This is a genomic window from Altererythrobacter aquiaggeris, from assembly GCF_037154015.1.
Taxonomy (GTDB): Bacteria; Pseudomonadota; Alphaproteobacteria; order Sphingomonadales; family Sphingomonadaceae; genus Aestuarierythrobacter; species Aestuarierythrobacter aquiaggeris.
Genome location: NZ_JBANRL010000001.1, coordinates 190,077 through 204,269 on the forward strand (window position 1 = coordinate 190,077; position 14,193 = coordinate 204,269).

10 protein-coding genes are annotated in these 14,193 nt (G+C 59.7%); 8 read left to right on the forward strand and 2 right to left on the reverse strand.

The window, feature by feature from the left end:
- The first annotated feature begins 13 nt into the window (after window positions 1-13).
- The 3 genes from WFP06_RS01000 (at window position 14) to WFP06_RS01010 (ending at window position 4,703) form a co-directional block, all read left to right on the forward strand.
- Window positions 14-1,687: an alkaline phosphatase D family protein gene (locus WFP06_RS01000; RefSeq protein WP_336985399.1), complete on the forward strand. Its 1,674-nt coding sequence runs from the start codon at window positions 14-16 to the stop codon at window positions 1,685-1,687.
- Window positions 1,688-1,933: 246 nt separating this feature from the next.
- Window positions 1,934-3,955, forward strand: coding sequence for a threonine--tRNA ligase (thrS, locus tag WFP06_RS01005; protein ID WP_336985400.1), 2,022 nt, complete (start codon window positions 1,934-1,936; stop codon window positions 3,953-3,955).
- A 4-nt stretch (window positions 3,956-3,959) separates the two neighbouring features.
- On the forward strand, window positions 3,960-4,703 hold the full coding sequence (locus tag WFP06_RS01010) for a sulfite exporter TauE/SafE family protein (RefSeq protein WP_336985401.1): 744 nt from the start codon (window positions 3,960-3,962) through the stop codon (window positions 4,701-4,703).
- Between the two features lie 159 nt (window positions 4,704-4,862).
- Here WFP06_RS01010 and WFP06_RS01015 read toward each other — a convergent pair whose 3' ends face one another.
- Together WFP06_RS01015 and WFP06_RS01020 are read right to left on the reverse strand one after the other, a co-directional pair.
- Window positions 4,863-5,846, reverse strand: a complete 984-nt coding sequence (locus WFP06_RS01015) for an agmatine deiminase family protein (protein WP_336985402.1) — start codon at window positions 5,844-5,846, stop codon at window positions 4,863-4,865.
- A gap of 25 nt (window positions 5,847-5,871) precedes the next feature.
- Window positions 5,872-7,551 (reverse strand): M28 family metallopeptidase, encoded by a 1,680-nt coding sequence (locus WFP06_RS01020; protein ID WP_336985403.1) that lies wholly within the window; start codon window positions 7,549-7,551, stop codon window positions 5,872-5,874.
- Between the two features lie 108 nt (window positions 7,552-7,659).
- On the opposite strand from WFP06_RS01020, the gene WFP06_RS01025 reads away from it, so the two are divergent.
- From WFP06_RS01025 to WFP06_RS01045, 5 genes are all read left to right on the forward strand, one after another.
- Window positions 7,660-10,368, forward strand: coding sequence for a bifunctional [glutamine synthetase] adenylyltransferase/[glutamine synthetase]-adenylyl-L-tyrosine phosphorylase (locus WFP06_RS01025; protein ID WP_336985404.1), 2,709 nt, complete (start codon window positions 7,660-7,662; stop codon window positions 10,366-10,368).
- The gene (locus WFP06_RS01030; protein WP_336985405.1) at window positions 10,365-10,838 is read left to right on the forward strand and encodes a peroxiredoxin; all 474 of its coding nucleotides are present in this window, start codon (window positions 10,365-10,367) and stop codon (window positions 10,836-10,838) included. The genes WFP06_RS01025 and WFP06_RS01030 overlap by 4 nt, the downstream gene beginning before the upstream one ends.
- A 6-nt stretch (window positions 10,839-10,844) precedes the next feature.
- Entirely contained in the window at window positions 10,845-11,639 is a 795-nt protein-coding gene (locus tag WFP06_RS01035; protein ID WP_336985406.1) for a ferritin-like domain-containing protein, read from the forward strand.
- 166 nt (window positions 11,640-11,805) lie between these two features.
- Window positions 11,806-12,495 (forward strand): M23 family metallopeptidase, encoded by a 690-nt coding sequence (locus WFP06_RS01040; RefSeq protein ID WP_336985407.1) that lies wholly within the window; start codon window positions 11,806-11,808, stop codon window positions 12,493-12,495.
- A gap of 164 nt (window positions 12,496-12,659) precedes the next feature.
- On the forward strand, window positions 12,660-14,180 hold the full coding sequence (locus WFP06_RS01045; protein WP_336985408.1) for an acyl-CoA synthetase: 1,521 nt from the start codon (window positions 12,660-12,662) through the stop codon (window positions 14,178-14,180).
- The last annotated feature ends 13 nt before the right edge of the window (window positions 14,181-14,193 follow it).

Below are 14,193 nucleotides of genomic sequence, written 5' to 3' on the forward strand. Positions count from 1 at the left end.
GTAGGGTTGGCTGATGAACCGTGAATCTTGTGCAAAGCCCGCTGCGTTTCGCCAACCTTCGCTGGATCGGCGATCGCTGATCGGTGCAGCATTGGTGGGGACGGCATTTGCCGCGGCTCCGCTTGCCGCGCAGGCGCAGGCAAAAGGCTTTACGCATTGCGTTGCGAGCGGAGAGCCAGGCGCAAATTCGGTGCTGCTCTGGACCCGCTATGTACACAGCGGCGATAACGCATCGCTCGTTTACGAGGTGGCTGACGATCTGGCGTTTTCGCGAATCGTCAGTGGCGGAACAGTCGGGGCGCCGCGCGCGCGTGATTTCTGCGCCAAAGCCACTGCCAGCGGGCTCAGCCCCGACCGGTGGTATTACTATCGCTTCATCGATGAAACCGGTGCCGTCTCGCCGGTCGGACGCACCCGCACATTGCCCGCAGGGCCATCGGCGCGCTTCCGCATGGCGGTAGTCGGTTGTTCGAACATCGGCTTCGGCTGGTTCAACGCATATGCGCATATTGCGGAAGCGGACGATGTCGATCTGGTCATCCACACGGGCGACTATCTGTACGAATATGGCACCGGAGTTTATCCTTCGGCGGCTGAGGAGGTTGCTGGCCGCGGTGCCGCGCCGCTTACCGAAATCATCGCATTGGCCGATTACCGGACCCGCTACGCCAGTTACCGTGCCGACACCGATTTGCAGCGCCTGCACCAACTTTTCCCGATGATCGCAGTCCCGGACGATCACGAAAGCGCGAACGACAGTTATGTTGACGGGGCCCAGAACCACCAGCCCGAAACAGAAGGGTCGTGGGACGTCCGCAAAAGCGCCGCAATGCAGGCCTACCGCGAATGGTTGCCAGTTTCGGACGAACCATGGGCTGCATATGACATCGGCGATCTTGCCACGTTGTTCCGCTTGGAAACGCGTGTGACCGCGCGTAGCAAGCCGTTCGATCTGGGTGATGTAATCAAACGCGGTGGCGGGGACCCGGAAAAGATCCAGGCCGCATTAGAGGCTTTCCGCGACGAGGAGTGGCGCGATCCCTCGCGCACAATGATGGGCGCGGCGCAGGAAAGATGGCTGGCGAACGGCCTGAAGCAGTCGCGCCGAGCGGGCAAGATCTGGCAAGTGCTGGCCCAGCAAGTCATCATGACCAGCCTTTCCACATCAGCCAGCGTGCTTGACGGTGTGACCGGTCAATTCCCCGCCTATATCCGCACGCTGCTGCAAAACTCCGTAGCTGCAAGCAAGGCGGGGCTGCCGTTCAACATGGATGCATGGGACGGTTATCCGGTAGCCCGCGAGAGACTGCTCGGATCGGCGCAGGAAGCAGGTGCCAATCTGGTGGTTCTGGCGGGTGACAGCCACAATGCCTGGGCATCCGACCTTGCCAATGGCGGAGCCGCGGCGGGGATTGAATTTGCCGGGCAATCGGTATCCTCGCCCGGATTCGAAAATACTTTGCCATGGATAAGACCGCAGGATCTCGCTGCGGATTCCGTTGCGCGTAATCCGCAGCTTAAATGGGCGGAAACCGCGCATCGCGGCTATATGGCGCTGGAACTGACACCGGCCAGAGCGACTGCGGAATACCGCTTCATGGCCGGTATCAAACAGCGTTCCACCACGCTCGCATCGAGCAGACGTCTAACCAGCGCGGCGGGCACCCAGACACTGGACCTTGGTTGAACGCCTGCTTGTTCGCCGCTATATCCACCGCATGAAGCAAGCGTCCGCTACGCCAACTACCATCACTACCCCGGATTTTCCGGGGCGGATGGCTGCGGCCTGATAGCTGCCGCTTCCGCCTGCCCCGGGTCCCAAGCGGTTCGGATGGCTGGCGTCACCTCTCGAACCGATCAGCAAAACTGACGCCGCCCTTCCGGTGCGCCGCTGTTTCTGCCATGGCGCGCCGGAACAATCGAGACGAGACCAATGAGCGAACTTTTGAAAATCAGCCTGCCGGACGGTTCTGTGCGCGAGGTGCCCCAAGGCTCGACCCCCGCGGATATCGCCGCCGCGATTGGCCCGGGCCTTGCCAAAGCCGCGATAGCTGCGCGGGTAAACGGCGAATTGCGCGACATCATGCGCCCGTTCGAAGGTGACGCAGAGCTTGCGCTGGTCACCAGCCGCGATGAGGATGATGCGCTCGAACTGGCCCGGCACGATTTTGCCCATGTTCTGGCGGAAGCGGTTCAGGCATTGTGGCCAGGCACGCAGATTACGTTTGGGCCTTCGACCGATGACGGGTTTTATTACGATGTCATGGCGCCTGCCGGCCGCGAGCCGTTTTCGATGGATGACCTGCCCGCCATCGAAGAAAAAATGCGTGAGATTATTGGCGCGGACAAGCCGCTGCGGCGCGAGGCGTGGAGCCGCGCGGACCTGATCAAGAAATGGTCTGACGACGGCGAAACATTCAAGGCCGAATGGGCCGCCGAATTGCCCGAAGGCGAAGAACTGACGGTTTACTGGTCGGGTGAAGAAGGCGAACCGGGCGCATGGATGGATATGTGCCGCGGCCCGCATCTGGCAAGCACGGGAAAGCTGGACCCGCAGGCTTTCAAACTGATGCGCGTTGCCGGAGCCTATTGGCGCGGCGATCAGCGGAACCAGCAGCTGACGCGCATTTACGGCACCGGATGGTTGAACAAGAAACAGCTTAACCAGCATTTGATGCGGCTGGAAGAAGCTGCCAAGCGCGACCACCGCCGGCTGGGCCGCGAGATGGACCTGTTCCATTTGCAGGAAGAGGCTCACGGCAGCGTATTCTGGCATCCCAAGGGATATAAAATCTGGCGCGAGCTGGAAGCCTATATGCGGCGCGCAATGGATGCTGCCGATTATCAGGAAGTCAAAACGCCGCAGATCATGGATGCCCGCCAGTGGGAGCAATCGGGCCACTGGGGCAAATACCGCGAAAATATGTTCGTGATCCCTGACGAAGTGCCCAACACCGAAGATGATGGCCCGGTAATCAGCGGCGAGGCGGACTGGATGGCTGTGAAGCCGATGAACTGCCCGGCGCATGTGCTGATCTTCAAACAGGGCATCACATCTTACCGCGACCTGCCGCTGCGCATGGGCGAAATGGGCTGCTGCCACCGTAACGAGCCGCACGGCGCGCTGCACGGTTTGATGCGCGTGCGCCAGTTCACGCAGGACGATGGCCATATCTTCTGCACCGAAGATCAGGTTGTCGAGGAGGTTCGCCGCTTCTGCGAGTTGGCCGGGCGTGTCTATAAGGAACTGGGTTTCGAAAAATTCGCCGTCAAACTCGCAACGCGGCCAGACGAACGCTTCGGCAGCGATGCCGATTGGGACAAGGCCGAGGAAGAGCTGCGCAATGCAGTGAAAGAAGCGGGCATGGCGACCGAGGAGTTCGGCTGGGAAGAACTTCCGGGTGAAGGCGCGTTCTATGCACCCAAGCTGGAATGGCATCTGACCGACGCGATTGGCCGCACGTGGCAAGTCGGCACGATCCAGTCCGACCGGGTCCTGCCCGAACGGCTGGACGCAGCCTATATTGGCGAGGATGGCGGCAAGCACCGCCCCGTCATGTTGCACCGCGCGATCTTTGGTTCTTACGAGCGGTTTATCGGCATTCTGATCGAAAACTACGCAGGCAAATTGCCGCTTTGGCTGGCGCCGGTGCAGGCCGTCGTTGCCACAATCGTTTCCGATGCCGATGCTTATGGCGGAGAAGTCGCTGCAAAGCTGCGAGCCGCTGGCATCCGTGTCGAAACGGACATGCGAAACGAGAAAATCAATTACAAGGTGCGCGAACACAGCCTGGCCAAAGTCCCGCATTTGCTGGTCGTGGGAATGCGCGAGGCGGACGAAGGCAAGGTTGCGATCAGAACGCTGGGCGACAAGGATCAACAGATATTGACGCTGGACGACGCGGTCGAAATGCTCACACAGAACGCCTTGGCGCCCGATTTGCGCGGTTCCTGACCAGTTGGAACTGCTCGCGGGTTTCGGGCCCGGCCAGATCGCGATCGCGCTTGCCGCAACACTGGCCGCCGCATTTATTCGCGGGCTGGCCGGATTTGGTCTGGCCATCCTTTTGGTGCCGGTGCTTGCGCTGGCAATCACGCCGGTCGAAGCGGTGCTGGCAACCAACGTCGTCGCTGTGCTGATTGGGCTCAGTGAAATTCGCCGGTTGCTGCGCGAAGCGGAAAAATCGGCGCTGAAGGTCGCTGCATTGGTGGTTTTGGCAACGCCGGTTGGCCTTGTTGCGCTCACTGCCACTCCGCCCGATCTGGCGCGCTTGCTCATCGCGCTCGCTGCCCTGTCTGCATTTTTCGTCGTGCTTTTACCGCGCCGTCCAGCAGACCTGCCCGGCGCTGGTGTCACTTTGGCAACCGGCCTGTCGAGCGGTTTGTTCACCGGATTTGCCGGGATGCCGGGCATACCCGTGGTACCGTATTATCTCGGTCGAGACATTCCCAAAGAGATCGCGCGCGCATCGATGTTGCTGATTTTCACGATTGCCGCACTCGCCGGGATCGGTTCTGGTCTTGCACTTGGCGTGATGGAATGGCGGCTGGCCGGTCTGGGAGCATTGCTGTTTCCGGTAGTGTTGGCGGGTAATTATCTGGGCGCTTTGGCATTCGGCAAAATCAGCGATCCGGTTTGGCGGACATTTACCGTGACGGTCTTGGGCGGCACAGCAATTGCCGCGCTCGTCAAACTGTTTTGATTCTAGAAAGGGAGCGCGTTGCCTGCGAAAATCAGGACGGCAGCGCAGGTCGTCACGATGGCGGATCGCAGAATATCTGCAGTATCGAAACTCGTTGCGCGGATAAGGGCTACAGATTTTGCCATGGCGGTATTTTGGCCGTTCCGCCCTAAAAAAGAGTTAACGGTTGGCTGCCGGCATTTGCTGGCTCGCGCAGTGGAAACCGCCGCCGCCAGCGAGAACGGCATCGGCGGGCAGGCCAATCACATCGCGTTCGGGGAACAGCGCTGCGATGGCGGCGACGCCGTCTGCATCATGAATGCTGCCAAATGTCGGCACAGCGACCAGTTTGCTGGTGATCGCAAAGTTCGCATAGCTTGCGGGTTCGACCACACCGTCACGCTCGATCCGCCCGGGCGAGGGGATTTCGGCAACTTTCATTCCGAACGCCGCTACCCGTTGTTTTGCGTCTGCGTAGATAGCGGAGTTGGGATCATCGCGGCCGCTGGCGCGCGGCAAGGCGAGAACCGATGGCGCAACAAAGCGCGCCAGATTATCGACATGACCGTCGGTATGGTCATTGATCAGACCATCCCCCAGCCAAAGGACGCGGTCAAAGCCGAGATCGTGCTCCAGGCGCGCTTCGATATCACCGCGGGAGAGTGCAGGGTTGCGATTGGGGTTGAGCAGACACTGCTCGGTGGAAACGACCAGGCCAGTGCCGTCACCATCGATTGCGCCGCCTTCCAGAACCCAGTCGGAAACCTCCAAGGCCAGACCCGCATCACGCGCCAGTTCGGCCCCGATGGTCTGGTCGCCGTCCATCAGATATTTATTGCCCCAGCCGTTAAAACCGAACCGCGCCGCCTTGCGCAATTTCCCGTCAGCTAACACCAGCGGGCCGGTATCGCGCAGCCAGATATCCCCGTAATCCCGCCGCTCCAGCTTCACCGAAGCGCTAACCAGTTGCTGCGCACGCGCGTGATTGGCATCACCGCGAACCAGCAGGCGAACTTCCTGCCCGCTGTCAGCAACGGCATTTGCAAAGGCTGCAATCTGTTCCTGTGCGCGGCCCAGAAAGCCTGGCCATTCGCCGGCATCGTGCGGGAAGCCGATCCACAGCCACTCCTGCTTCGCCCATTCAGGCGGCATCAGATAGGTCATGGGCGGGCCCTTCGGTCAGACCTGTTCAGCAGCCACCTTCGCCAGCGCAACTCAGGTTGCGCAAGGCGCGGAATTCGTCGCCGTCATTCCAGTTGGGCCATGATGTGCTGTCGCCGAGCATCCGGCCAAGGCGGTAATAGATGCGCAGATCTTGCGCGACGCCCGTCCAGTCCCAGTTTTCGTTAAATTCGTCGGCCGGTGCGTGATAGGCATTTTCGCGGTATGCGTCCTGCCAGGCTTTGCCCGCTTCGGGGCCGCCCGCAATCAGATCTTCACCCCCTTCGACATAGAGCATCGGCAGCCCGCGCTTGGCAAAGCTGAAATGGTCGCTGCGATAGAAATAGCCAGCTTCGGGCGCCGGATTCGGCGTTCCGATGCGCCCTTCAGCCAGCAGCGCAGTTTCGAGAAACGAGTCGAGCTGCGACTTGCCCGGACCAACGATAATCACATCTTTCGCCGGCCCCGCCAGCGACAAGGCATCCAGGTTTACACCGCCGACCGTCTGGTTGAGCGGGAAAACCGGATTGGCGCTGTAATATTCCGAACCAAGCAGGCCCTGTTCTTCGGCAGTGACTGCAAGGAAAACCTGCGTGCGGCGGGTTGGTCCCGCTTTCGCATGCGCCTGAGCCATCGCGATCAGCGCAGCGGTGCCAGTTGCGTTATCGATCGCGCCGTTACAAATCTCGTCAGCTTCGCCAATGGCGCAGCGGCCCAGATGGTCCCAATGCGCGGTGTGCAGGACATATTCGTCGGGCGCTGAAGAACCGGGCAGCATCGCAATGAAGTTTTTGGTCGTGAAGCTGCGAATATCATTGCTGAAGCTGGTTGAAATGGCGGCATTCAGCGGGACTGCCCTGAACCCCTTCAGCTTTGCTGCTGCCGATAATTTGGCCAGATCTTTCCCGTCTGCGGCGAGTATTTTTTCAGCTGCGCCCTTCTGGATCCAGCCGTTCATGACCGTCTGATCGGCGCCGCCATCGCTGCGCTGGGCATAACCCTGCCCGCCCGCCCAACTGGTAGAAACAACGTTCCAGCCATAGGATGCCGGCGCTGTATCATGCACGATGATGGCAGCGGTTGCGCCCTGAAGGGCAGCCTCTTCATATTTATAGGTCCAGCGGCCGTAATAGGTCATCGCCTTGCCATTGAACGGACCTTCCAGCCCCTCGGTATCAAAGTCCGGGTCATTGACGAGGATCAGGGCAGTCTTGCCCTTCATGTCGACCCCTTCGTAATCGTTCCAGCCTTTTTCAGGTGCGTTGATCCCGTAACCGACGAACACGATTTCGCTGTCTTCGATTTTGGTGTTCGGGACTTCACGGTACGATACGCCGACCCAGTCATCGCTATACGCCAATGCCATGCTCTGATCGCCGACTTTCACGGCCAGCGGCGCAAAATCCTTGCCGGTAACTTCGACCAGCGGGACATTCTGGAACCAGCTGGTACCGTTGCCAGGTTGCAGGCCAGCGGCCTCGAATTGCGCGACCAGATAGGCCAGCGTTTTTTCTTCGCCAGCGGTACCGGGCAGCCGGCCTTCATATTCGTCAGACGACAGCTCTCTGGTTGCCGCCTTCATAGTTTCAAGCGAGATTTGCGGCACGGAGACTTCAGGGATGTCGAGCCGGGCGCTGGCGACATCGCCGGGCTGGTTACAGGCGACCAGCGACAGGGCTGCCCCGGCGGCAAAAATATGACGGATCATGGAAAGCTCTCTCTCGGAATATTATGATTGCCGCCAATCTGACAGACGCTGCGCTTACGGGCAAGCTCGGCCTTGCCCGCATTGCCGCGGCGGTGCAGTGAAGCGCAGATGACAACCGGTTGGCAAAATGCGCTTGAACGTGCGGACAGGCATTCCCCCTTTTTGCGCGATGCATTGGCGAGGCAGGCGGATCTTGCGCGGCTGCTGGAGGATGGCGAGGGAGAAGCGGCATTGGCTCTGGCCCGTCAGGCAGGCGCCGGTGTGGATGATATCGGGACGGGATTGCGGCGCGAGAAACTGGCGCTGGCGACAGCATTGGCAATCGGCGATCTGGCGGGCGCATTCCCGCTGGCCAGGGTCATAACCGAATTGTCACGATTTGCCGATCGGGCACTGGACAGTGCAATCAATTTTGCAATTTTGGGCCGGGTGCCGGATGCGGAGCCGCAAGGCTTCTTTGCACTTGCGCTTGGCAAGCATGGCGCGCGGGAGCTCAATTACAGTTCCGACATTGATCCGATACTACTGTATGATCCAGCAACCCTGCCTCGCCGTGACCGTGACGAACCGGGCGAGGCCGCGCAGCGTTACGCGCGCCAGATTGTCCAGACACTGGCCGCCCAGACTGCCGAGGGATACGTTTTTCGCGTCGATCTGATGCTACGGCCCGCATCGGAGGTTAGTCCGCCTGCGCTCTCGATTGCAGCAGCACTCTCGCATTACGAATCCAGTGCTTTGGCATGGGAACGCGCGGCGTTCATCCGCGCGAGGCCGGCGTCGGGCGACACTGCGCTGGGGGAGGAATTTCTCGCCGCGATCCGCTCGTTCATTTGGCGGCGCAACCTTGATTTCGGTGCCATCGAGGAAATCAGGCGACTGACCACCCGCATCAGGGCGAACCATTCCGGCCCCGGCCAACCAGGTCCGGGTTTCGATGTGAAACGCGGGCGCGGCGGCATCCGCGAGGTCGAATTTTTCGCCCAGACGCACCAGCTTATCCATGGCGGACGCGATCCGTCTTTGCGGGTGAAGGGAACGCGCGCCGCGCTCGATGCGCTGGCGGCTGCTGAACGGATCGGCGCCGAAGATGCTGTGGTGCTCGGCACTTCGTATGACCGGCTGCGCGAAATAGAGCACCGGCTTCAAATGGTGGCGGACCGGCAAACCCACGCCTTGCCTGACGATTTGGCCGCGCTGGATTCGGTCGCACAGCTTGATGGCTTAGCCGATGGTCAGGCGCTGATCGACGAGCTGAATGCGATAACCGAGGCAGTCGGGTCACGCTTCGATTCGCTGGTCGATGCAGATTCCGGAACCACATTTTCTGCGGTTGTCACCCCGCGCAGTTCCGGCCTTGCGCCGCATCTGGCGGAGCTTGGCTTCGATAATCCGCAAGACCTGGCGAAACGCATCGCGGGCTGGGGGGAAGGCAAGGTTCGCGCATTGCGAAGCGAGGCTGCACGCGCTGCCTTTGAGGCTGTCCTGCCATCGCTGCTGAGTGCATTTGCCGCCGCCCCCGATCCTGACCGCGCGCTGCTGAGGTGGGAGACACTGCTGATCAAACTGCCCAGTGCGGTTAATCTGTTCCGGCTGCTGGAAGCGCGCCCGGCATTGCTGGATCAACTTGTCTCGGTGCTTACGCTTTCGCCGCTTTTGGCTGACGAACTGGGCCGCCGTCCAGAACTGCTGGATCGCATGATCGACAATACAGCGTTCGATTTGCCGGGTAATGTTCATGAAATCGCTGCCCGTATGGCGCGCAGGGAAGATGGTGATGATTACGAGCGGGCGCTGGACCGGATCAGGATTGTGACCGGAGAAACGCGGTTTGCGCTGGGATTGCAATTGATCGAGGCGGCACACGATCCGCTTGCCATTGGCGATGCCTTGTCACGCACTGCGGAAGCCGCGCTGGAGGTTGCCGCACAGGCAGCCGAAGCAGAATTCGCACAGCGCCATGGGCGCATAAAGGATGCGTCGCTAATCGTGGTGGGGCTGGGACGGTTTGGCGGCGGTTCGCTGACCCATGCTTCCGATCTGGATGTAATCTTCCTTTATGACGGCGATCATTCTGCCGAATCCGATGGTCAACGGCCACTGGGGGCGACGCTTTATTTCAACCGGCTGGCGCAGCGGGTCAGCGCCGCGCTGAGCGTTCCCACCGCCGAGGGTGCATTATATGAAGTGGATACGCGCCTCAGACCCCAGGGCGCGCAGGGCCCGCTCGCAGTCAGCCTGGATGCGTTCGCCCGTTACCAGCGCAAGGAAGCCTGGACATGGGAGCATATGGCGCTGACCCGTGCGCGCGCGCTGACCGGTCCGCCTGAGGCACGCGCCAAACTGGATGCAATTGTAGCCGGCGTGCTGAATATGGAACGGGACGGCGACGAGCTACATCGCGACGTCTTGCAAATGCGGTCTGAGATGGCGGCGAACAAACCTCCGCGCGGCCCGCTTGACATGAAATTACTGCGCGGCGGGCTGATCGATTTCGAGTTTCTGGTCCATTTTCTGCAATTGAAACACAGGACCGCGTTTTCTGCCAATCTGGCGCCCGCGATCAGGCATTTGACACGTGAAGGCCTGCTGCCTGACGAATTGCGGCAATCATATGACCTGATGACGCGAATGCTGGTCGCGGTGCGGCTGCTGGCACCCGATGCGCAGGACCCGCCGCCAGCGTCTCAGGCTGCACTTGCAAGGGCGTGCGAGTACAAAGATTATCCATCACTCTTGCAAGCAGCCTTCGAGGCGCGGCATGGGGTGGTGCAAGCCTGGGCCGAAATTTTCGGCACAACTTTGGAGATTGGACCATGAATGATCGCCCCGATATCGGCGATGCTGTTCCCGATGTGACGATGGAAACGCCGGGCGGCGGCAGTGTCAAACCTTCGGACTTTGCCGGCAAACCGCTGGTGTTATTCTTCTACCCTAAGGACGACACGCCGGGTTGTACCACCGAGAACAAGGATTTCTCCGCGCTTAGGGCCGATTTCGACAAAGCCGGCGTGGCATTGCTCGGCGTGAGCAAGGACCCGCCCAAGAAGCACGCGAAGTTTATCGCCAAGCACGAACTCTCGGCGCCGCTCGCTTCTGATCCGTTAAACGATGGCCTTGCCGATGCCTTAGGTATCTGGGTCCTGAAGAAAATGTATGGCCGCGAATATATGGGGATGGAACGCAGCACCTTCTTGATCGGAGCTGACGGAAAGATCGCGCAGGTCTGGCGCAAGGTCAAAGTAAAGGGCCACGCCGAACAAGTGCTCGAGGCAGTCGAAGCCCTCTGAATTTTCATGTCTGATCGACCGTCTCTCTCAGCTGCCATAAGCTCTTCCCTTTTGACGGCCGAGCCGCAGGCAAAAGCGATGGCTGCAAGGCGTGTGGCGCGTGATTGGCGATTGGGGCGGCTGGCTTTTGAATTCTCCAATGTAATGCCCGATCAACCCGCGTGGCCCGATAGACCGGAACTGATGGACGCGCGCGAACTGCCGCGGCGGGGTAATGGCACACAGCGTGGGCGCATCGCCTTGTGGCATGCGTTGGCGCATATCGAATTCGTCGCGATTGATCTGGCGCTGGATATGGCGGGGCGCTTCGGGGCTGAAATGGGTGAGGAGTTTGTCACCGACTTTCTGTCGGTTGCCGCCGATGAAGCGATGCATTTTTCGCTTCTCGATCGGAAGCTGAAAACCGTGGGCAGTTATTACGGTGCGCTGCCCGCCCATGCAGGATTGTGGGAGGCGGCAGAAAAAACCGCGCATGATGTTGCTGCACGGCTGGCCATTGTCCCGATGGTACTGGAGGCAAGGGGGTTGGATGTGACGCCTGCAATGCTGGCGAAGGTTCGCGCAGCGGGGGACGAAAACGGCGCGAAAATTCTCGAACGCATCCTTGACGACGAAATCCGCCACGTCGCAATCGGTACAAGTCACTTTATCGCGCTGTGTGGAAAAGCCGGTGAATTGCCTGAAAACCGGTGGAAATCGTTAGTAAAAAGTTACTTTCGCGGCACCATAAAGCCGCCATTCAACGACTCAGCCCGTCTCGCAGCCGGTTTGTCGCGGGACTTCTACGCCGCTGTTGCTTGATTAATATTTACCCGCATAACTCATAATCAATGAGACGTCGGGGGGTTCCGAAAAGTCTCAAAAAATATTTGAACAGGCCGCTTTCGCGTAATTTCGCATCAATAAGGTCTGACAAATTTGGGGGTCGAGCGGAAGAAATTCCGCCAGATCAAAAGGACGGGTCACTTTGTATATTAAAAATCTGAAAAGCCGCTTCAACTTCGCAATCATGGCGCTCGGTGCTGGATTTGTTGCAATGGGCGCCAGCCCGGCAATCGCCGAAGCACCGGCCGTTCCCGCCGAATCATCTATTCAATCGGCAACCGGCGCAGCGGCACCCCTGGCACGCGGCGATAGGGAATTCCGCCGTCTGTTCCAAAGCTGGGAAGCGATCGAGGAAGGTCAGGCCGCACCGGCAGCAAAGGTTTCTATCCCGTCACGTATGCCGGTAGATGACACCAAACTGACCAGTTCATACGGAATGCGCACGCACCCTGTTCTTGGCGGACGCCGTTCGCACAATGGTGTCGATCTCGCCAGCCCCAGCGGCACACCGGTTTACGCAACTGCGGATGGTTATGTCGAAATGGCAGAATGGTTCAGCAGCTACGGAAAGTTCATCAAACTTGATCATGGCGCCGATCTCGAAACGCGTTACGCGCATCTTTCGCAGATTGCCGTATCAGCCGGCAGCCGGGTCGAAAAAGGTGATCTGATCGGCTATGTCGGTTCGACCGGCCGATCTACCGGCCCGCACCTCCATTATGAAGTCCGCGTTGGCGGCGAGGCTGTCAATCCTATTCCTTACATGGTGGAAACCGAAGCCCAGCAGGCCTATGCTCTGGCAATGGGTGAAGGCGGACGCGGCGGCGACTAAGCTGCCGAGCAACAAGATTTACAGCTTTTGACATCGGAGAGGGTGTCTTGATTAGGCGGCGGGAGCGATCCTGCCGCCTTTTTCCTTGATGCGTTTAATCGATTGCCTAAGCTGCTCGCCGGACTGTTGGCCATGATGCGGCGACAAGAAGGAAAGGCAAAACGATGCACCCCATCCAGCATGCGAAAGACAAACCGGATCATGTCGCGGTTATCATGGCCGGGAGCGGGGACCACCTGACCTATGGCGAACTGGATGCACAGGCCAATCGCTTCGCACAGCTTTTGCGGTCGAGTGGCTTTCAGCATGGTGATGTTATTGCGGCCTATCTGGAAAACCGTATCGAATATTTTCCGATGTTCTGGGGAGCGCAGCGGTCTGGTGTCACGCTGGTTCCTGTATCGAGCCATCTGACCGCGGCGGAAACCGCTTATATTCTGGGCGATAGCGGCGCGAAGATGATAGTCACGTCAACCCGGTTCGCCGCCATGATCGGCGATCTGCGCGCGCAAAGTCCGGATATCCGGTTCCTGATTTTTGACAGCGGCGGTGAAGATGATGCCGCGGCAGCCATCGCCGCGCAACCGGCCCAGCCGATTGACGATCAAAGCGCCGGCGTTGTCATGCTGTACAGTTCCGGCACCACCGGCAGACCGAAAGGTATCAGGCCCGCGCCACCAGCGGATCCGGGTGTTCAGGCGATGCCGCCACTTGCGCTGGTCATGACGCATATGATGGGCGTTCCGGCAGATGGCAGCTGCGTCTATCTGGCTCCAGGCCCGTTATACCATGCGGCGCCGCTGATCTGGGCAACGACTGTCCACCGGCTCGGCGGGACCGTGGTGGTGATGGAAAAATTCGAGCCGGAGGGCGCGCTTGCCGCGATGGAGCAGTACGAGGTCGATACAACCCAGTGGGTGCCGACCCATTTTGTCCGGATGCTGAAACTGCCGCAGGATGTCCGGTCAAATTACGATCTGTCGGCGCATAAGCGTGCGATCCATGCGGCTGCCCCGTGCCCGCCGGATGTGAAGCGCGCGATGATCGAGTGGTGGGGCCCGATTATTCTGGAATATTATGCCGGAAGCGAAGGTAACGGCATGACAATGGTTGGTAGCGAGGACTGGCTCACGCATCCCGGCACCGTGGGGCGCCCGATTTTTGGTGAATTGCATATCTGTGACGCGAACGGTGATGATGTGCCGGCTGGCGAAACCGGATTGATCCATTTCGCGTCGGAGCAGAAATTTGCGTATCATAACGATCCCGAAAAAACGCAGGAGGCCACGAACCGGCACGGCTGGACCACGCTGGGCGATATCGGACGGGTTGACGAAGACGGGTTCCTCTATCTGACTGACCGCAAAAGCCACATGATCATATCGGGCGGCGTGAACATCTATCCGCAAGAGATCGAAAACCTGCTGATCGCGCATGATAAGGTGCAGGATGCGGCGGTCATCGGCGCACCCGACCCGGACATGGGTGAACGGGTCGTGGCAGTTGTCCAGCCGCTCGACATGACAAAAGCCGGAGATGCGCTGGCACAGGAACTCACCGATTATCTGGCCAGCAAGCTGGCAAGGCTCAAAATTCCGCGGCAGATCGACTTTCGTGCGGAGCTTCCCCGCGAGGCCAATGGCAAGCTCTACAAACGCAAATTGCGCGACGAATACGCGACGTAGGCATTTTCAGCGA